16 protein-coding genes are annotated in these 19,502 nt (G+C 71.2%); 11 read left to right on the top strand and 5 right to left on the bottom strand.

Annotation, left to right across the window (positions count from 1 at the left end):
• The first annotated feature begins 32 nt into the window (after window positions 1–32).
• Both ychF and OG788_RS28940 read left to right on the top strand, forming a co-directional pair.
• Window positions 33–1,121, top strand: coding sequence for a redox-regulated ATPase YchF (ychF, locus tag OG788_RS28935; RefSeq protein ID WP_351548895.1), 1,089 nt, complete (start codon window positions 33–35; stop codon window positions 1,119–1,121).
• Between the two features lie 164 nt (window positions 1,122–1,285).
• On the top strand, window positions 1,286–2,725 hold the full coding sequence (locus tag OG788_RS28940) for an ATP-binding protein (protein WP_406374351.1): 1,440 nt from the start codon (window positions 1,286–1,288) through the stop codon (window positions 2,723–2,725).
• A gap of 139 nt (window positions 2,726–2,864) precedes the next feature.
• Here the strand turns inward: OG788_RS28940 and OG788_RS28945 are convergent, their stop codons facing one another.
• A complete protein-coding gene (locus tag OG788_RS28945) occupies window positions 2,865–3,887 on the bottom strand; it encodes an SMP-30/gluconolactonase/LRE family protein (protein ID WP_406374352.1) in 1,023 nt (340 codons plus the stop codon).
• Window positions 3,888–4,113: 226 nt separating this feature from the next.
• Between OG788_RS28945 and OG788_RS28950 the strand changes: the two genes are divergently transcribed.
• Window positions 4,114–4,554, top strand: a complete 441-nt coding sequence (locus OG788_RS28950; protein WP_266762338.1) for a MarR family winged helix-turn-helix transcriptional regulator — start codon at window positions 4,114–4,116, stop codon at window positions 4,552–4,554.
• Window positions 4,555–4,673: 119 nt separating this feature from the next.
• Here OG788_RS28950 and OG788_RS28955 read toward each other — a convergent pair whose 3' ends face one another.
• A complete protein-coding gene (locus tag OG788_RS28955) occupies window positions 4,674–5,780 on the bottom strand; it encodes a threonine synthase (RefSeq protein WP_406374353.1) in 1,107 nt (368 codons plus the stop codon).
• A 557-nt stretch (window positions 5,781–6,337) separates the two neighbouring features.
• On the opposite strand from OG788_RS28955, the gene OG788_RS28960 reads away from it, so the two are divergent.
• The 6 genes from OG788_RS28960 to OG788_RS28985 all read left to right on the top strand — a co-directional run bounded on the left by OG788_RS28960 (window position 6,338) and on the right by OG788_RS28985 (window position 12,861).
• A complete protein-coding gene (locus OG788_RS28960) occupies window positions 6,338–7,387 on the top strand; it encodes a DUF4190 domain-containing protein (RefSeq protein ID WP_406374354.1) in 1,050 nt (349 codons plus the stop codon).
• A 148-nt stretch (window positions 7,388–7,535) separates the two neighbouring features.
• Window positions 7,536–8,288 carry a GntR family transcriptional regulator gene (locus tag OG788_RS28965; protein ID WP_351548880.1) on the top strand — a complete coding sequence of 251 codons (753 nt, stop codon included), beginning with the start codon at window positions 7,536–7,538 and terminating at the stop codon, window positions 8,286–8,288.
• Window positions 8,289–8,735: 447 nt separating this feature from the next.
• Window positions 8,736–8,918, top strand: coding sequence for an SPOR domain-containing protein (locus OG788_RS28970; RefSeq protein WP_266454873.1), 183 nt, complete (start codon window positions 8,736–8,738; stop codon window positions 8,916–8,918).
• A 45-nt stretch (window positions 8,919–8,963) separates the two neighbouring features.
• The gene (locus tag OG788_RS28975) at window positions 8,964–9,371 is read left to right on the top strand and encodes a (deoxy)nucleoside triphosphate pyrophosphohydrolase (protein ID WP_406374355.1); all 408 of its coding nucleotides are present in this window, start codon (window positions 8,964–8,966) and stop codon (window positions 9,369–9,371) included.
• A gap of 80 nt (window positions 9,372–9,451) precedes the next feature.
• Window positions 9,452–9,910 (top strand): ATP-binding protein, encoded by a 459-nt coding sequence (locus OG788_RS28980; protein WP_351548874.1) that lies wholly within the window; start codon window positions 9,452–9,454, stop codon window positions 9,908–9,910.
• Window positions 9,911–10,158: 248 nt separating this feature from the next.
• Complete coding sequence (locus tag OG788_RS28985) at window positions 10,159–12,861, top strand: SpoIIE family protein phosphatase (protein WP_406374356.1); 2,703 nt, start codon at window positions 10,159–10,161, stop codon at window positions 12,859–12,861.
• A 54-nt stretch (window positions 12,862–12,915) separates the two neighbouring features.
• Here the strand turns inward: OG788_RS28985 and OG788_RS28990 are convergent, their stop codons facing one another.
• Window positions 12,916–14,712, bottom strand: a complete 1,797-nt coding sequence (locus OG788_RS28990) for a hypothetical protein (RefSeq protein ID WP_406374357.1) — start codon at window positions 14,710–14,712, stop codon at window positions 12,916–12,918.
• 105 nt (window positions 14,713–14,817) lie between these two features.
• Between OG788_RS28990 and OG788_RS28995 the strand changes: the two genes are divergently transcribed.
• Both OG788_RS28995 and OG788_RS29000 read left to right on the top strand, forming a co-directional pair.
• Window positions 14,818–16,140 carry a hypothetical protein gene (locus OG788_RS28995; RefSeq protein ID WP_406374358.1) on the top strand — a complete coding sequence of 441 codons (1,323 nt, stop codon included), beginning with the start codon at window positions 14,818–14,820 and terminating at the stop codon, window positions 16,138–16,140.
• Window positions 16,141–16,210: 70 nt separating this feature from the next.
• Window positions 16,211–16,531 carry a hypothetical protein gene (locus OG788_RS29000; RefSeq protein ID WP_406374359.1) on the top strand — a complete coding sequence of 107 codons (321 nt, stop codon included), beginning with the start codon at window positions 16,211–16,213 and terminating at the stop codon, window positions 16,529–16,531.
• A 156-nt stretch (window positions 16,532–16,687) separates the two neighbouring features.
• On the opposite strand, the gene OG788_RS29005 is transcribed toward OG788_RS29000, so the two are convergent.
• Together OG788_RS29005 and OG788_RS29010 are read right to left on the bottom strand one after the other, a co-directional pair.
• Window positions 16,688–17,458 carry a succinate dehydrogenase/fumarate reductase iron-sulfur subunit gene (locus tag OG788_RS29005; RefSeq protein ID WP_406374360.1) on the bottom strand — a complete coding sequence of 257 codons (771 nt, stop codon included), beginning with the start codon at window positions 17,456–17,458 and terminating at the stop codon, window positions 16,688–16,690.
• 52 nt (window positions 17,459–17,510) lie between these two features.
• Window positions 17,511–19,487, bottom strand: a complete 1,977-nt coding sequence (locus OG788_RS29010) for a fumarate reductase/succinate dehydrogenase flavoprotein subunit (protein WP_406374361.1) — start codon at window positions 19,485–19,487, stop codon at window positions 17,511–17,513.
• Between the last annotated feature and the right edge of the window lie 15 nt (window positions 19,488–19,502).

Below are 19,502 nucleotides of genomic sequence, written 5' to 3' on the forward strand. Positions count from 1 at the left end.
TTCGCCCATCCTCTCGTACGGGAAGTCGCAACGTGTCGCTCACGATCGGAATCGTCGGTCTGCCCAATGTCGGCAAGTCGACCATGTTCAACGCCCTGACCAAGAACGACGTGCTCGCGGCCAACTACCCGTTCGCCACGATCGAGCCGAACGTCGGTGTGGTCGGCGTCCCGGACGCCCGTCTCACCAAGCTGGCCGAGATCTTCTCCTCGCAGAAGATCCTCCCGGCGACCGTCGACTTCGTCGACATCGCGGGCATTGTGAAGGGTGCCTCGGAGGGTGAGGGCCTGGGCAACAAGTTCCTCGCGAACATCCGCGAGTCGGACGCGATCTGCCAGGTCATCCGCGCCTTCAAGGACGAGAACGTCGTGCACGTCGACGGCAAGGTCTCGCCCAAGGACGACATCGAGACGATCAACACCGAGCTGATCCTCGCCGACCTCCAGACGATCGAGAAGGTCCTGCCGCGCCTCCAGCGGGAGTCGCGCATCAAGAAGGACATCGGCCCGAAGGTCGCGGCGGTCGAGGCGGCGCAGGCGATCCTGGAGAAGGGCGACACCCTCTTCTCCGCGGGCATCGTCCAGGGCTCCGGCAACGAGGAGCTGCTGCACGACCTGCACCTGCTCACCACCAAGCCGTTCCTGTACGTCTTCAACGTCGACGAGGACGAGCTGGTCGACGACGACTTCAAGGCCGAGCAGCGTGCCCTGGTCGCCCCCGCCGAGGCGATCTTCCTCAACGCCAAGCTCGAGGCGGACCTCGCCGAGCTCGAGGAGGAGGACGCGAAGGAACTCCTGGAGTCGGTCGGCGTCCAGGAGCCCGGCATGGCGACCCTCGCCCGCGTCGGCTTCAACACCCTCGGCCTGCAGACCTACCTGACGGCAGGCCCCAAGGAATCCCGCGCCTGGACGATCAAGAAGGGCGCCACCGCCCCCGAGGCCGCCGGTGTCATCCACACCGACTTCCAGAAGGGCTTCATCAAGGCCGAGGTCATCTCCTTCGCGGACCTGGTCGAGACGGGCTCGGTCGCCGAGGCCCGCGCCAAGGGCAAGGCCCGCATGGAGGGCAAGGACTACGTCATGCAGGACGGCGACGTGGTGGAGTTCCGCTTCAACGTGTGAGCGGATGCCATGGCGTCACGTTGGTGGCATGGCGGACCTGCAGTGCAGACAGGGCCCGACTCTTCGGAGTCGGGCCCTGTGCCTTTTCGTTCAACAGCAGGCTCAGTGAAGTAAGATTGAATCTACGTAAGAATCTATCTACGTTAGCTGCCCTGGGGTGTGTCATGGAGTTCCAAGGCCGGGCCGGAGATCTCGAACTGCTGGCGGAGCAGTACCGGACAGTGGCAGAGGGCGCCGGGGCCACCCGAGGGCGCGCTGTGATCATGACGGGCCGGCGCCGGGTGGGGAAGTCGCGACTGGCTCAGGAGTTCTGTGACCGCTCCGAAGCGCCGTACGCGGTGTTCCAGGCCACCCGGGGGCGTAACCCCGTGGCGGAGCGTGCCGAATTTGCCGCGACGCTCGCGCAGTCGCTCCTGCCGGGGGCGGAGCTGGTCGCCGGCCTTCAGGCCCAGGACTGGAATCAGGCCCTGCGCTCGTTGGCTCTCGCGGTACCCGATGACACACCCAGCGTCGTGGTGATCGACGAAGTGCCCTGGCTGGTGGAGCAGGATCAGGAATTCGAGGGCGCACTCCAAACCGTCTGGGACCGTTATCTGTCTTCAAAACCCATGCTTCTGCTGCTGGTCGGCAGTGACACATCGGTGATGGAGGCACTGCAGTCGTACGGACGCCCGTTCTTCGGGCGCGCGGCCAAAATGACCGTTCACCCCCTGAACCTGGCCGATGTGCAAGCCATGACAGAGCTCGATGCCGCAGAGGCCGTCGACGCCCAATTGATCACAGGCGGATTCCCCGAGATTGTGCAGTCGTGGCGGCCGGGAATGGGGCGCGCGGACTTCTTGCGAGCGGCGTTCGCCAATCCACTCTCGCCCCTGCTGGTGGCCGGCGAGCTGTCATTGCTGGGGGAATTCCCCGAGGCTTCGCACTCACGGGCGGTACTGGAAGCGGTCGGGAGCGGTGAGCGCACGTTCAGCGCGATCGCAGCCCAGGCCGGCGGCGCCGGCGCACTCCCGTCCGGCACGCTCTCGCCGCTGCTCGCGTTGCTGCAGACCAAGCGGGTCCTGGCCGCTGACCTCCCCCTGTCGGGCAAGCCGGACAGCAAGAACAAGCGCTACCGGATCGCCGACCCCTATCTGCGGTTCTGGCTGGCCTTCCTGGCGCGAGCGATCCCCCTCATCGAGCGAGGCCGCGGCGACTTGGCATGGGAACGCATCGAGCGGTCATGGAGCACCTGGCGCGGTCGAGCGGTCGAGCCCTTGATCCGTGAGTCCTTGCTGCGGCTGATGCCCAATGACGAGTGGCCCGAGACAGAGGCCATCGGCGGTTGGTGGAACCGTCGGAACAACCCCGAGATCGACCTGGTCGGTGCGGACCGCGAGCCGGCGGCCCGGAAGGTGCAGTTCGTCGGGTCGGTCAAGTGGCTGGAGACCCAGCGATTCGGCCGTCATGAGTACGACACCCTGGTACGTGACATGCTCGCTGTCCCCGGCGCCTCCCCGGATACTCCACTGGTCGCTGTCTCCCGCTGTGGAGTGGTCGATGACTTGCCGCTCACCGCGCACTGGGGGCCGGAGGATCTCGTGCGGGCGTGGCAGCCCCGCTAGCCGAGGATCGGCGATGTGACAACGGCGGCCGCCGGTACCGTCCGGACCGCATTCCCGCCGGCTTCGGGTTCTGCCGCGGCGCGACGCCGCTCGGACACGCGGCGAAGGTACGGGGTCGGCCCTTCTGCTGTTCGGATGTTCAGATGCCGCGCACCCAGGCCACGGTGAACGGGGTCTCCGGTGTGCCCGGTCCCATCGGGCCGCCCTTGTCGAACTGGGAGCGGACGACGAGGGTGCGGCCGCCGCGGCGCACCAGCGTGGTCGGGATCTGGAGCGCGGGATCGGTGACGCTGCGCTCCAGGCGGGCGGCGAGGCCGTCCGCCGACAGGCGCCAGCGGGTGATCGTGTCGGTCTTGTTGAGGGCGGCCCACAAGGTGTCGCCGACCAGCTCCAGGCCGTCGCCGTTCGCCAAGTCGCCGCCGTGCAGGGCGACGTGGCGGATCGCGCCGGTTTTGAGGTCCACCCGGTAGAGGGCGCCCCCGGTCATGTCGACGGTGAACAGGCAGCGGTCCCCGGCGACGATGCCGTTCAGGGTGTAGGTGCCGGCCGGGTGCGGGGCCAGGACGCCGCCGAAGTCGTAGGCGGGGGTGAGGACGGCCCGGCCGCCGTGGGCCGCGGCCCGGGCGCGCTGGGCCGGTGTCACCCGGTAGACGACCTCCCGCACGCTGTCCGTCAGATACGCGCTGCCGTCCGAGGCGATCGCCAGGTCGTTGACGAAGCGGGGCGCGTCACCGGGTACGTCGAAGCGGGCCAGCAGGGCGCGGGTGCGGACGTCGTAGACGGCGACCCCGGCCGTCGAGTCGGTCACCCAGAGGCGGCCGGACTCGTCGACCTTCAGCCCGTTGGCGGTGTTCCGGCCGTCCGCGCCCGCGGGCAGGAAGGTCTCGGCCACGCGGTGTCCGGGCCTCGCGCGGTAGACGGCGCCCGTGGTGTACGAGCCCACGTACAGCGTCCCCGTGCGCGGGTCGGCGGCGAGGCCCTCGGGATAGGCGCGGTCGTCGGGGAGTTCGAAGGCGGTGGAGATACGAGGAGTGGGCTCATGGGGAGGGGAGACGCGAGGTGTGGCGCTCGCGGACGGTGTGCCCGCGGTGGTCGTCGCGAGGGCGGCGACGGTCGCGGCGGTGGCGCTCAGGAAGGTGCGGCGCTGGATCGAACGGGACACGACGGAACCTCTCGGTCTGCTGCTGGGGCGTCGACGAGCGGGAAGGGCGGAGCTGAGCCGAGCCATGCCGGGCTCAGCTGTGCAGGGCTCAGCCGTGCCGGGCTGAGCCCGGCACAAGGCGATGAGTGCGAATCTAAGTTAGAGCTCTAATGCTCGTCAATGTCTTTATGAGAGAGTGAGGGCTCATCGTCGTATCGCCCGTACGATCCGCGACTACGATGCGGAGATGACGTCCATGCCCGTGTCCGAGCGCCTCGGCTCCCATCTCAAGCGGGCCGAGCAGGCCCTCGGCGCGACGAAGGCCGCGGTGCTCAAACCGGCGGGCGTGACCGTCGCCCAGTACGCGGCGCTGCTCCACCTCAGCGAGAACCCCGGCATCTCGGCCGCCGCGCTGGCCCGGCTCTGCCTGGTCACGCCGCCGACCATGAACACGGTCCTGAACAACCTCCAGGACCGCGGCCTGATCGAGCGCACCCCGCACGCCTGGCACAAGAACGTCCTGGAGACCCGGCTCACCGACGAGGGCACGGCCGCGCTCGCCGACGCCGACGCCCGCGCCGTACGGGTCGAGCGCGCCCTGGCCGCCGAGTTCACCGCCGAGGAGCGCGAGACGCTCGCCGCCCTGCTCGGCCGGTGCGTCACGCTGCTGGAGCGGGAACGCCCCTAGTCCGGAGGTTCCCGCTCAGGGATTCGCACCCTGGGATTCCCGCACAAGGCTTCCGGCACAAGGCTTCCCGCACAGGGGCTTTCCGCACAGGGCTTTCCGCACAGGGATCCCCGCGGAGGTCAGTCGTGGACCATCCCCGTCTTCAAGCCCGCCCCGCACAGCGGCACCACGGCCTCCCGTTGCCCGAGGGCGCCCTCACGGACCGCCGCCCAGCAGGCCACCCCCGTGGACTCCACATACAGCCCCCGTCCCGCCAGATCCGTCTGCGCGTGCCGGATCTGGTCCTCCGTCACCGTCAGGAACGCGCCCCCGGAGGCGCGTACCGCGCGCAGGATCTGGCGGGCCCGGGGCGGGTTCGGGATCGCGATGCCCTCCGCGAACGTGGGCGCCATGGGGGTGACGCCGACGAGTTCGTCGGCGCCCTCGGACCAGGCGCGGGCCAGCGGGGCGACCGCGGCGGACTGGACGGCGTAGAGGGCGGGCCGGCGGTCGATCAGCCCGGCCGCGTGCAGTTCGGCCACCGCGAGGGCGGCGCCGAGGAGCAGCGTGCCGTTGCCGACCGGCACCACGACGACGTCCGGCAGACGTCCGCCGAGGTCCTCCCAGAGTTCGTGGACGTACGTCTTCGTGCCGTGCAGGAAGTACGGGTTGAAGACGTGCGAGGCGTAGAAGACCCCTTCCTCGTCGGCGGCTTCGCGGGCCGCGGCCGCCGTCGCCTCGCGGTCGCCCTCGACCACCCGAAGCCGCGCCCCGTGCGCCTCGATCTGCTCCAGCTTCTTCGCGGAGGTGCCCTCGGGGACGTACACCGTGCAGGGCAGTCCCGCCCGCGCGCAGTACGCCGCGATCGCCGTGCCCGCGTTGCCGCTGCTGTCCGCGAGTACCTGCCGGGGCCGGAGCCGCAGTGCCAGCTCGGCCAGCAGTACGGCTCCGCGGTCCTTGAACGACAGCGTCGGCATCAGGAAGTCGAGCTTCGCGGAGACGCCCTCGCGGAGGGTGACCAGAGGCGTGCGGCCCTCGCCGAGGCTGACCGTGGGTGCGGCCAGCGGCAGGCACTCCGCGTACCGCCACAGCGAGTTCACCCGCCCGGCGAGGGAGGTGCGAGGAGCCGGAGTCGGCGCGAAGTCGAGATCGAGCGGGCCGCGGCAGACCGGGCAGCACCAGGCGAGCGAGCCGGCCGGGACACGGGTGCCGTCCGTCGGGCAGAAGCAGTCCGGCAGTGGAGTCATAGGCGCAGGTTAGACGCGAGGCCGGGTGACGGAGCGTCACTGTCGCGCGACGGCAGGCGTGTTACGGCGCCGCCGTCCTGGACGCGGCCACCTCAGGCGCCTGCCGCGCCCGGGTACTCTCCACGGCCACGGCACGCACCGGCCCCGACCGGCGTCCGCCCCGCCCGCCTGTGCCTGTTGTTCCGATGCTCTCCGCCGTCCGGTGGCCCGTCCGTCGCCCCGACAGCCCCGGAGGCGACCTCCGTCACGCCCCGGGTCGTGCCGCGCTTACGATGCGCGCAGCCATCCGGCAGTCGTACGAAGGTTCCACCGCGCGTGGATGAGGAGCAAGGGAACTCGTGGCCATACCCCCGCCGCCCGGGCCGCAGCAGCCAGAGGGGCCGTACCCGCCGCCAGGGACGCCACCGGGCGCTCAGGGGACGCCCGGCGCCTTCCCGCCTCCGTATCCGCATGCTCCGGATCCCCGAGGTCCCTACCAGGAAGGCCCGTACCGGCAGTCCCCTTACGGGCCCCCGTACCGGACCTGGGGTCAGGGCTACTCCCCGTACAACCGGCCGGTGCCCGTCAACGGACTCGCGATCGCGGCGCTGGTGCTCGGCATTCTCTGCTTCGTGCCCGCCGTCGGGCTGGTGCTCGGGATCGTGGCGCTCGTCCAGATCAAGAAGCGCGGGGAGCGCGGCAAGGGCATGGCCGTGGGCGGCATGGTGATGTCGTCGATCGGGATCGGGCTGCTCGCGCTCGTCGTCGCCACGGGGGGCGCGCGAGATTTCTGGGACGGCTTCCGGGGCGCGGCGAACGACTCGGGAGGCGCCGCGTTCTCGCTGGAGGTGGGCGAGTGCTTCGACTCGCTCAACGGCTCCCTGAGGGGCCTGGCGTTCGATGTCGACAAGGTGCCGTGCTCGGGCGGGCATGACGCCGAGGTGTTCGCGGAATTCGCGATGGGCGACGGCGACTACCCGGGGGACAGTGCGCTCGCCGATGAGGCCGACCGGCGGTGTTACAGGGAACAGAGCGGCTACGCGATGGACTCCTGGGCCGTCCCGGACAACGTCGACGTGTACTCCTTCACGCCGACGTCGCAGAGCTGGCGCCGTGGCGATCGCGAGGTCAGCTGTCTGTTCGGGAACACCGACGAGAGGGGCAGCCTGACGGGCTCCCTGCGCAACGACCAGCTGACGCTGGACCCCGACCAGTACTCCTATCTGAGCTCGGCGCGGGCCATCAACAACGTGCTGGCCGGGGCGCCCGAGGCGGAGTCCGTCGAGGACGATCTGCCCGGCTACAAGAAATGGGCGGCCAGTGTCTCGGAGATTGTGGCGTGGCAGGCGGACGGGCTGCCCGTCCGCACGTTCGCGCCGGCCGCGCGTGGACCGGTCGCCGCCCTGGTCAAGGACATGGCCCTCTCGGCGAAGGAGTGGGCGAAGGCCGCGGACGCGCCGGACGCGGACACCTTCTACACGCACTACGAGAAGGCCGTGAAACTCATCGACCCCAGGAAGACGGTCACCACCCGCAAAGCTCTGGGGCTCGCCACCACCCCGCCGAAGTACGACGAGGGTGACGCCAGTGGTGGCGGTGGTGAAGACGGCGCCGGAATCGAGGTGTGACGGCGGCCATAGCGGGGAGAAAGTGCCTGCGTAAAGCCCTCGGGGCACTCACGTCATCACATCGAGTGATTCTCTGGCCTTCGCTTGCATGGCACAACCCACGGTTGCCACGCTGTTGCTGTCTGTACAACCTGATGGGAGCGGCCAAGTGACTTTCGGTGAGCAGCCGGCGTACTTGCGTGTCGCGGGTGATCTCCGCAAGAAGATCGTCGACGGCTCGCTGCCACCGCACACCCGCCTTCCCTCGCAGGCCAGAATCCGCGAGGAGTACGGCGTCTCCGACACGGTCGCCCTGGAGGCGCGCAAGGTGCTGATGGCCGAGGGCCTGGTCGAGGGCCGCTCCGGTTCGGGCACCTATGTGCGGGAGAGGCCGGTGCCGCGCCGCGTGGCCCGCTCCGGATACCGGCCGGACAGCGGCGCCACACCCTTCCGTCAGGAGCAGGCCGATCTCGCCGTGCGCGGCACCTGGGAGTCCCACAGCCGGCAGGTCGAGGCGAGCGGCGCGATCGCCGAGCGGCTGGCCATCCAGCCGGGCGACCGCGCGATGTGCACGAACTACGTCTTCCGGGACGGCGGCGAGGCGATGATGCTCTCCACGTCCTGGGAGCCGCTCGCCGTCACCGGGCGCACGCCGGTGATGCTCCCCGAGGAGGGCCCGCTCGGCGGTATGGGTGTCGTCGAGCGCATGGCGGCCATCGACGTGATCGTGGACAACGTCACCGAGGAGGTCGGCGCGCGCCCCGGCCTCGCCGAGGAACTCCTCGCGCTGGGCGGCGTGCCCGGGCACGTGGTCGTCGTCATCCAGCGGACCTTCTACGCCTCGGGCCGTCCTGTGGAGACGGCGGACGTGGTGGTCCCGGCCGACCGGTACCGGATCGCCTACCACCTGCCGGTGAAGTGACCGCACGTCACCTTCGGGAGGCGCGGCGGCCGGGCTCCGGGCGGACGCCCTGACCGGCCGCCCCGGGTCGGACCACCGGCCGTCCGTCCCGGCGGCCTGTCCCGCTCGCCTGTCCAGGCCTGGGGCACGGTCCGGGCGTTGAGGCGCGGCACGGGGGTCCGCGCCTCAACGTGACCGCCCGGGTGCCCGGTTGGAATCTGGCCTTTCTCAAGTGGCGGGCCGAGAAACGACTTCGCCCTGTTCGCGAGCGCGCGGAGACCGATGGGCGGCGTGTTCGACGGCGTGCGCCCCCTGGGTCGGTGTCGCCTACTGGCCGGTTGCGTACCTCTTTGTGAAAAGCCGTATTCGCTGCGTGAAGGTTAGGCGTAGGCTCGGGCATATGCGTATTGCGGTTTCGTTGGCGTGCGGGGTTCGGCGGGGGCCCGGGGCGGGAAGTGGAGGGGCTGGATGAACGACGGCACGATCACTCTTCCCTGGCTCGTCATACGACAGGACGACAACGGCAATCGCTATCGCGTGGGCAGGTACGCGACCCGCGCCGAGGCTCAGAAGATCGCGGACAGCCTCGACGACCGCGGGCACAAACAGCTCTACTGGGTCGAGCGGATCGGGCAGAACGGAACTCGGTGATCCGCCCCGCCCGGGACCCCGCCCCGCTCCCGTAGGCTCCGGCGCATGACGGAACGGATCGTCGTGGTCGGAGCTGCCCTGGTGCGCGGTGGGCGCCTGCTCGCCGCCCGCCGCAGCGCGCCCCCCGACCTCGCGGGGCGCTGGGAACTGCCGGGCGGCAAGGTCGAGCAGGGCGAGACCCCCGAGCGCGCCCTCGTGCGCGAGCTGCGCGAAGAACTCGGTGTCGAGGCGGAGGTGCTGGAGCGCGTCCCCGGCGAATGGCCCCTGAAGCGGGGATACGTCCTGGTGGTGTGGGCAGCCCGGCTGCTCCCCGGCTCGGCCGAACCCCGGCCCCTGGAGGACCACGACGAACTGCGCTGGCTGGCCCCCGAAGAGATCTGGGACGTGGACTGGCTGGACCAGGACGTGGGGGCGGTCAAGGGCGCACTGCCGTGGCTCGACGCGGGCGCGTGATGAGCCGGGTGGGGAGTTCGTACGCCGTTCGCGCCACAGTGTGCCCCCCGGTGCGGTAAAGCATCACGGATATCGGGTATGTGCCCATTAATCCCACGAAACCGGACATCGGTGGGTTCCTGGTCTGGGAAGTGATCGGCTTGATCGACACCGAAGGCGACTGCGCGGAGTGGACCTTTCCCGCGGAGCCGGGTGCCGTCCGCACCGCCCGTGCCGTCGTCCGGGGGCAGCTGCACGCATGGGAACTCGACTCCCTCGGCGACATCGCCGCACTGCTGGTCAGTGAACTGGTGACGAACTCGCTGCGTCACGCGACGGGCCCGATCGGCGTCCGTCTCGTACGTCCTGAGGACGTGACGGGCGCTCTCCGCGTCGAGGTCTCCGACCCGCTGCCGGACCCGCCCCGCGAACGGGCCGCCGACGCCTCGGACGAGAGCGGCCGCGGACTCCAGCTCGTGGCCGGCTCGTGCAGACGCTGGGGCACCCGGCCCGGAGACAACGGCAAGACCGTCTGGTTCGAACTGGCTGTTCCGGGCTGAGACGCGGAGGGTTCGGATGCCCGTGCGACACCTGGCCGGATCAGGTCGTCGACGGGTGTCGGATTCTTTGATTCGACGGGGCGCCACCTGGTTAGAAGACTGGGAGTATGTCGCGGCCGGTCCAAAAACCATCGGGACCGTGCTGTGATCGTGAACACCGTGTCGTGCGGCGCCGTAGTGCTGGATACTGCGGGCAGCCGCCCCCGGTGACCGGTGCCGGACGCGGTGAGCTGGAGGGGACGGTTCGCGTGAGCGAGATACCAGCGAAGGCCACGGAGTCCGAGGACCCGTCGGGCGGCGCGAGGGCTGATGCGGCGGGCGATGTCGCGCGCACGGTTCCCGGCGAGGACGCGGGCGACGCCACGGGCGAGGAGTCGGGCGAGGGGACGGGCGGTACCGCGGCCGACCTGGTGGGTGACGCGGCCGGCGAGGTGCCGGGTGACGCGATGTGGCAGAGCAGCCCGCCCGGTTCGATCTACGACTACATCAAGGTCGCCTCCTTCTCCATCGGCGCCGACGGGCTGGTGGACCAGTGGAGTCTGCGGGCCGAGCAGATCTTCGGCATCTCCGCTGAGCGTGCCGTCGGCATGGACCCCATCGAGGCGTTCGTCACCGCCGACCGACGGGAGTTCGGTCAGCGGAAGATGGCGGAGATCCTGGACGGCCGCGAGTGGACCGGTCTGGTGCCCTTCCGGGCGCCCGCCTCCGAAGAGGCAGGTGAGAGCGTCGACGACGTGGCCGATGGCCTCGCCGAGGTCTATGTGATGCCCACCGTGACCGAGGACGGTGAGCGGGCCGCCGTATGCATCGTCGTGGATGTCCGCACCCTGCGCAGCATGGAGACGGACCTCGCCGCCTCGCAGGCGATTTTCGGTCAATCTCCGTTCGGTTTCCTGCTGATCGACACGGACCTTCGGGTTCGCCGCGCCAACCAGCGGTTCGCCTCGATCTTCGGCGGCAGCGTCGACGACCACCGCGGCAAGGGCGTCCACGACTATCTCCCGCGCGCGGAGGCCGAGCGCGTGACGGCGATCCTGCGCCGGGTCCTGGAGACCGGCGACTCGATCACGGACATGCACGTCACCGGATATGCGCCGGGTTCCGAGGAGCGCCGGCACTGGTCCGTCAACCTCTACCGGGTGCACGGCGGAAGCGGCCGCCCCATCGGTATCGCCTGGCTCGGAACCGACATCACCGCCCGCCGTGCCGCCGCCCGTGAAGCGGCCGCCGCACGACGGAATCTCGCCCTTCTGAACGAGGCGGGCGCCCGCATAGGCAACTCCCTCGACCTGGAGACCACCGCACGCGAACTCCTCGACGTCGTGGTCCCCGGCTTCTGCGACCTCGCGACGGTCGACCTGTACCAGGGTCTGCTGGCCGGCGACGAGACCCCGCCGGGCCTCGCGGACGGCAGTGCCGAACTCCGCCGGGTCGCGTTCGCCAGCGCCGTCTCCGACGCGCCGTTCGTCGGCGGTCCGGCACCCGTCGCCGTCGGCGCCGTCCACCACTACCCGTTCAACTCGCCCTGCGCGGACGCCCTGCGCACCGCCCGGCCGCAGCACATCCCCGCCGAAGAGGGCGGCCTCATCCAGTCCACGCTCGCGGTCCCGATGGTCGCCCACGACACGGTGGTGGGCCTCGCCCAGTTCTCCCGTACGAAGGGCAGCGAGCCGTTCGGGGAACGCGACCGCGCGCTGGCGGTGGAGCTGGCCGCCCGCGCGGCCGTCTGCATCGACAACGCGCGCCTGTACCGCCGCGAGCACGAACGCGCCCTGATACTGCAACGGTCCCTGCTGCCTCCGGGCGACCCGGAGGCCTCCGGCCTCGACATCGCGTGCCGCTATCTGCCGGGCAACGCGGCGACGGAGGTCGGCGGCGACTGGTTCGACGTCATCGAGCTCCCCGGCCACCGCACGGCGCTCGTGGTGGGAGACGTGATGGGCCGCGGGCTGCGCGCCGCGGTGGCGATGGGTGAACTCCGCACCGCTGTACGCACCTTGGCCCTGCTCGATCTCGAACCCGCCGAAGTCCTCTCGGCACTGGACGAGATCGCGCGCGGACTCGGCACCCCCGGAGGTGTCCAGCAGGCCACCCGTACGGCCCGCCAGCCCCGCGACGCCGACCTCTCCGAGGTGTACCTCGCGACCTGCGTGTACGCCGTCTACGACTCCGTGACCCGCCGCTGCACCTTCGCCAACGCGGGCCATCTGCCCCCCGTCCTGGTCGAGCCCGGCGAGACCGCGCTGATGCTCGACGTGCCGCCCGGGATGCCGCTCGGGGTGGGCGGCGAGCCCTTCGAGGAGGTGGAGGTCGAACTACCCGAAGGTGCGCTGTTGGCGCTCTACACGGATGGACTGGTCGAATCGCGCGACCACCCCCTCGACGAGGGACTGCAAGCCTTCGTGGGCGCCCTCACCGACCCCTCCAGTCCGCTGGAGGACGTCTGCGACCACGTCCTCAACACCCTCGACACCCACCACGGCGAGGACGACATCGCCCTGCTCATGGCACGCGTCCAGGGGCTGCCCGCCGACTCCGTCGGTGACTGGACCCTGCCGCGCGAGCCGCGCAGCGTGGGGCGGGCCCGCGAGTACGCGCGCACCCAACTCGTCGCCTGGGACCTGGAGCCGCTCGTCGACACGACGGAACTGCTGGTCAGTGAGCTGGTGACCAACGCCCTGCGGTACGGCGAGGGCGAGATCAGACTGCGGCTGCTCCTCGACCGCACCCTCGTCTGCGAGGTCTGGGACGCCGGCCTCGTCCAGCCGCGCCGCCGCCGCGCCCGCGACACCGACGAGGGCGGGCGGGGCCTGCAGCTCGTCGGCCTCCTTTCCGCCGGGTGGGGCTCCCGCCGGACCCCGCGCGGGAAGACCGTGTGGTTCGAACTCCCGCTGCCGGACGGGGAGACAGGGCTCGCCGACCCGGCCGAGGCGTTGCTGAGCCTGTTCTGAGGGCGACCGTGCGCAGGGCGGGAGGCCGGTCGAGGAGGAAGCCGGTCGCCGGCGTCAGGTGAACGACGCCGCCCGGCGGCCCCGGGTGTGCGGGCCGCCGTAGCTCACCGGGCCCTCACCGTCGCCCAGGAGGATCCCGCCGAGCACCGCGCCGCCCGCTCCCGCGCCCCCGTGACCGCCCGCGGGGTTGCCGTACGCCCGTACGTCCCGCTCGGCGAGCCGCCGCGCCTGCCGTGCGAGCTCATCGGCCCGCCGCACCTCGGAGAGAGCGGTGGCCTCCGGCCCGAGCAGGCGTTCCGCCTCGGCCAGCCGGGTGCGGGCCTCGCTGCCGACGGCCCCGCGGTGCGTGCCGATGAAGTCCGCCGCTCCGGCGAGCGCGCTGCGGGCGGGGAGAAGCGCGTGGGCGCGCCCGTCGGGAACGTCGCCGCCCCCGTCCCCGGAGAGGACCGCACCCGCCTCCACCACCCGGCGCAGCACGTCCAGCGGATCGTACGGCCCGGCCGCCATCGTGTGACGCACCCCGGAGAGCAGCGCCTCGGTACGCCCGAACTGCCCGACCAGGTCCCCGGAACCGGCGCCGGAACCGGCAGCGGATCCGACACCGGATGCGGCGCCTTCGCGTGATCCCACGCGGGCCCCGGGTCCGGTTCCGGGTCCGGAATCGGCGTCGGCGTCGGCGTCGGCCCCAGGGCCAGCCCCGGAGTCAGGTCCGGCATTGGGAAGGGCACCGGGAGCGGCATCGGGAGCGGCACCGTCAGGGATGTGGTGGGAGTCCGGTCGGTGTCCGTGCGCGGCACCGGTTCTCCCGGTCGGCGGGAGCCCCCGGGCCGCTTCCAGGACGCCCTCCACCGCCGCGAGAGCCAGGGGCAACCTCGCTGCCGCGGAGGCCAGTTCGCCCGCCAAGCGATCCACGCCGTTCACCAGGACGGCGGCCTGCTCCACCGCTCCCTCCGCCGCTCGCAGATGGGCGGCCGCTCTCGCACTGTCGCCCCGGTCCGCGTACTGCCGCGCCTGGTTGAGATGGAGGGTGGTGAACACGAGCCGGTCCTTGGCCTGTTCGACGTCGCCGGCGACCGGGAGCGTCGCGGCGGGGGCGTACCGCTCGTGGAGACCGGCGAGCGTGGTCTCGGCGGCCGGGGTGCGCGCGGCGAGTTCCCGGAAGCGGGTCCCGGCGGACTCCAGGGCGGCCGCCGCGTTCCGCTCCAGCGCCCGGAGCTGGTCGAAGCCCGGCGCCGCCGCGTCCAGCCGCCGCCCGGCGTCCCGGCACCGGGCGACGATCTCCTCCAGAGCGCCCCTGTCGTCGCCGTCGCCCACGCCTGACTCGTCGAGGTGTTGGCGCAGCCGGAAGGCCGCGGCGAGTTCGGCTTCCGCGTACGTCAGCGCGTCCACGTACGGTTCGACCGCGTCGGCTGCCGAGCGGGCCGCGGAGAGGCGGAGTTCCTCGGTGCCGGTGCGGACGCAGTCGTCGATGTCGACGAGCAACTTCCGTGCCTGTCGGTCGAGTTCGTGGAGGGGGATCAGCCCGTGGTCGTCGCCGCCGGGTGTCGTGCGTGTCGCGGCCCGCCGTCTGCGGCGCGTGTAGGCGTACGCCGCCAGCGCGCCCGCGGCGCCGACCGCGACCAGGGGCGGTACGAGATCGCCGGTCGTCGTTCCGTCGTCCGGGGCGGCGTTGTCAGGGGCGGTCACGTCCGCACTCCGCGCCACGGTGGCCGAACCGTCGGCTCCCGCCCATGCCAGGGGCAGCACCAGCCACCCCACCGCGACCAGCCCCCCGAGCACGGCATGCGCGACCCGCACGGCTATGTGCGACGGGGCCCGGCGCGACCGGCTTCGACTCAGGGACGACGTCACATTTGGGAGCGTATGGCCGCTCGGGCGCCCCCGCGACCGGGATACGGGGAGGTGGGGGCGCCTAAGGTACGGGAGATACGCGGGCATACGGGAGGGGCGCGGGGGATGGACACGGGACGTCAGGACGAGTCGAGGAATCCGACAGAGACGGCACCGGACACGCGGCACGCGAACACACCACCCGAGCCGCCCACCGCCGAAGAGCAGCCGACGCCCACTGCCGAAGAGCAGCCGACGGCCACCGCCGAAGAGCAGCCGACGCCCACTGCCGAAGAGCAGCCGACGGCCACGACCGGAGAACAGTCGACGGCCACGACCGAAGAGGTGCCGGCGGTCATCGCCGAGGAGGCGCCGGCGAAGGTCGGTGACTCCGCTGTTCGTACCGGTCTGCGCCGGCTCGCGCGGGGCTGGCGGCACCCACGGCTGCGGCTGCCGAAGCGTGTCGCCCTCGGGCTGGTGCTCGTCCTGCTGCTTCCCGCCCTCGCCGCGGGAATCGCCCTCCGGGTGAACTACGCGGGCGATCCGGCTCCCGGGACGCAGACCCGGAACCGGGACGCGCTCTGGCTCGGGCATGCCTGGGTGGACGGCCGGAAGGGCGAGGCGGACATCGACGCGCTGGCGGAGCGCCTGCGGGGGAGCGGCATCCGGGACCTGTACGTGCACGCCGGGCCGCTGGAGCACGACGGCTCGCTGCCGGCGACGGCGTATCCGTCCGCGGGTTGGCTGGTCCAGGCGGTGCACCGGCGCCTGGACGGCGTACGGGTCCAGGCCTGGCTGGGCGACAAGCTGGCGAGCGAGGGGCCGGACGGGCTGCGACTGGAGCGGGCCGGGACGCGCGACGCCGTCGTGCGGTCGGCCGGGCAGGTCCTCGACGCAGGCTTCGACGGCGTCCACTTCGACCTGGAGCCCCTCCACTCGGGCGACGCCCACTACCTCTCGCTCCTCGACGACCTGCACGGGCTCACCCGTGCCCGGCACGTCCCGCTCTCCGTCGCCTCCCACCAGATCGACCCGCTCCCGGCCCTCCACTCGGCGGCCGGAACCCTCACCGGCCACCCCAAGTGGTGGTCCCAGTCGTACTTCGGGCAGGTGGCCCGCCGGGTCGACCAGATCGCCGTCATGTCGTACGACACCGGCATGCCGCTCCAGAGCCTGTACGGCGGCTACGTCGCCCAGCAGACCTCCCTCGCCCTGGAGGTCACCCCCGAGTCGACCGACCTGCTGATGGGCCTGCCGTTCTTCCACGATGACACCGTCGGCCACCACGCCTACGCCGAGACGGTCGAGGCGGCCGTACGCGGAACCCGCCTCGGCCTCTCCCGGACGGACCGCGCCCGCGAGCGCTTCGGAGTGGCCCTGTACGTGGATTTCGCCGCCACGGAGACCGACTGGACGGCGTACCGCGAAGGATGGGTGCGCGAGGGATGACCGCGACTGCCCCGCGTGCCATGATCGGGAAGCGCGCTGTCGCCGGTGCGCCTGGGGGAACGAGGGGTCGATGCACTGGTATCTCGTGGGGTTCGCCGTGCTGGTCGTCACCGCGCAGGCCGGACTCGGGATCGCGGCCATCACGCTGGAATGGGTGCCGCCGTGGCTCCGCCTCCGGGTCCTGCGGCCGAAGCTGTGGGGAGGGGGAGCGCTGGCGGGGGCCGTGGGCATGTCCCTGTTCCTGTTCCTGGGACCGTTCCACGGGCCCGACGCCGACCTGACGGTCTACGCCCTGGGCGGGATCGCCCTGTTCATCGCGAGCCTGGTGTTCCAGACGCTGGGGCAGCGCCCGGGCCGCGAGGCCGTCCCGCCGGACACCCGACTGCGCTGACAGGCGGACAGGACGTGCCGTGGCGGCAGCGCGCGCTGTGACGGCAGCACGCGCTGCGGTGGCCGGACACGCGACGTCGGCCGGACGCGCGACACCGGCCGGACGCGCGACACCGGCCGGACGCGCGGCAACAGGGAGACGGCGCTCGGCCCTCGCCTACGTCCGCCGCCTGCCGATCTTCGATCCCAGCCACACGACCGGGTCGTACTTGCGGTCGACGGCCCGTTCCTTCAAGGGGATCAGCGCGTTGTCCGTGATCTTGATGCCCTCGGGGCAGACCTCCGTGCAGCACTTGGTGATGTTGCAGTAGCCGAGGCCGTGTTCGTCCTGCGCCGTGCGTTTGCGGTCGAGGCCGGAGTCCTCCGCCGCGTCCAGCGGGTGCATGTCCAGTTCCGCCACCCGCATCAGGAAGCGCGGTCCGGCGAACGCCGGCTTGTTCTCCTCGTGGTCACGGACGACATGGCAGGTGTCCTGGCACAGGAAGCACTCGATGCACTTGCGGAACTCCTGCGACCGGTCGACGTCCTCCTGCATCATCCGGTACTCACCGGGCCCGACACCGGCGGGCGGCACGAAGGCGGGAACCTCCCGCGCCTTGTCGTAGTTGAAGCCGACGTCGGTCACCAGATCCCGTACGACCGGGAACGCGCGCAGCGGTGTGACGGTGATCGTCTCCTCGCGGGTGAACACCGACATCCGCGTCATGCACATCAGCCGCGGCCGGCCGTTGATCTCGGCCGAGCACGAACCGCACTTGCCCGCCTTGCAGTTCCAGCGCACCGCGAGATCGGGGGTCTGGGTCGCCTGGAGCCGGTGGATGATGTCCAGCACCACCTCGCCGTCGTTGACCTCGACGTCGAAGTCCAGCAGGCCGCCGCCCTTCACATCCCCGCGCCACACCTTGAAGCGGGCCTCGTAGCTGCTCACGCGTACCGAGCCTCCTCGTACCGCTCCTGCTCGTACCACTCCATGCGGCTGCTCACTCGTACAGCTCCTCTTCGGCGAGGTACTTGACCAGCTCCTCCTTCTCGAAGAGGGCGAGCAGGTCGGGGCGGATGGGCTGGGTGGTCTCGTTCACCAGGTCGATCTGTCCGGCCACCGGGTCGGTGGCCGCCAATCCGCCGGTGGGGTCGGTCAGCCGGCACAGGAGGTTGATCCGCCGCCAGGAGCGCTCCATCGCCGGGTGGTCCTCGCGGGTGTGCCCGCCGCGCGACTCCGTGCGCTCCAGCGCCGCCCGTGCCACGCACTCGCTGACCAGGAGCATGTTGCGCAGGTCCAGGGAGAGGTGCCAGCCCGGGTTGAACTGACGATGTCCCTCCACACCGGCCCGGCGCGCCCGCACCCGCAGCTCGGCGAGTTTCTCCAGGGCCTGTTCCATCTCGGCCTCGCGGCGGATGATGCCGACCAGGTCGTTCATGGTCTGCTGGAGCTCCTGGTGCAGGGTGTACGGGTTCTCCGGCGGGCGCGCACCGGTGGCCTGAGCGCCGTCGGCCGAAGCGGCGGGGGCGGATTCCGGTCCCTCGGCGGAGAAGGGCCGCAGCGCCTCTGCGGCGGCCGCGTCGATCTGGGTGTCGTCCAGGGGCGGGCGGGCGCCGTCCCCGGTGAGTCCGACCGAGTACTCCGCCGCGTGCCACCCGGCCCGGCGCCCGAACACCAGCAGGTCGGAGAGGGAGTTGCCGCCCAGCCGGTTGGAGCCGTGCATGCCGCCCGCGACCTCGCCGGCCGCGAACAGCCCGGGAACACCGCGAGCCGCCGCCGTGTCCGATTCGACCGCGATGCCGCCCATGACGTAGTGGCAGGTGGGCCCGACCTCCATGGCCTCCGCCGTGATGTCGACGTCGGCCAGCTCCTTGAACTGGTGGTACATGGAGGGCAGTCGGCGCTTGATCACCTCGGCGGGCATCCGGGTCGAGACGTCGAGGAAGACGCCGCCGTGGGGCGATCCGCGGCCCTCTTTCACCTCGGAGTTGATCGCCCGCGCGACCTCGTCGCGCGGCAGCAGCTCCGGAGGACGCCGGTTGTGGTCCGGGTCCTCGTACCAGCGGTCGCCCTCCTCCTCCGACTGCGCGTACTTCTCCTTGAAGACGTCGGGGATGTAGTCGAACATGAACCGCTTGCCGTCGGAGTTCCGGAGGACTCCGCCGTCGCCGCGCACCGACTCGGTGACGAGGATGCCCTTGACCGACGGCGGCCAGACCATGCCCGTCGGATGGAACTGCACGAACTCCATGTTGAGCAGTGGTGCCCCGGCGAGGAGCGCCAGCGCGTGCCCGTCGCCCGTGTACTCCCACGAGTTGGACGTCACCTTGAAGGACTTGCCGATGCCGCCGGTGGCGATCACGACGGAGGGCGCTTCGAGGACGAAGAAGCGGCCGGACTCACGTTCGTAGCAGAAGGCCCCGGAGACGCGCTGCCCGTCCTTCAACACCCGTGTGACGGTGCACTCCTGATAGACCTTCAGGCGTGACTCGTAGTCACCGGTCTCCTTCATGTCCTCCTGCTGGAGGGACACGATCTTCTGCTGGAGCGTGCGGATCAGCTCGAGTCCGGTGCGGTCGCCGACGTGGGCGAGGCGCGGGTACTCGTGGCCGCCGAAGTTGCGCTGAGAGATCCGCCCGTCCTTCGTGCGGTCGAAGAGCGCGCCCCAGGTCTCCAGCTCCCATACCCGGTCCGGGGCTTCCCGGGCGTGCAGTTCGGCCATCCGCCACTGGTTGAGGAACTTGCCGCCGCGCATGGTGTCACGGAAGTGGACCTGCCAGTTGTCGCCGGAGTTCACATTGCCCATGGCGGCCGCGATGCCGCCCTCGGCCATCACCGTGTGGGCCTTGCCGAACAGCGACTTGCAGATCACCGCCGTACGGGCGCCGCGCTCGCGTGCCTCGATCGCGGCGCGCAGTCCGGCGCCACCGGCACCGACCACGACGACGTCCCACTCCTGTCGGTCGACCACGGACATCAGAGGGCTCCACCC

This window comes from Streptomyces sp. NBC_00647 (genome assembly GCF_045207245.1).
GTDB lineage: Bacteria > Actinomycetota > Actinomycetes > Streptomycetales > Streptomycetaceae > Streptomyces.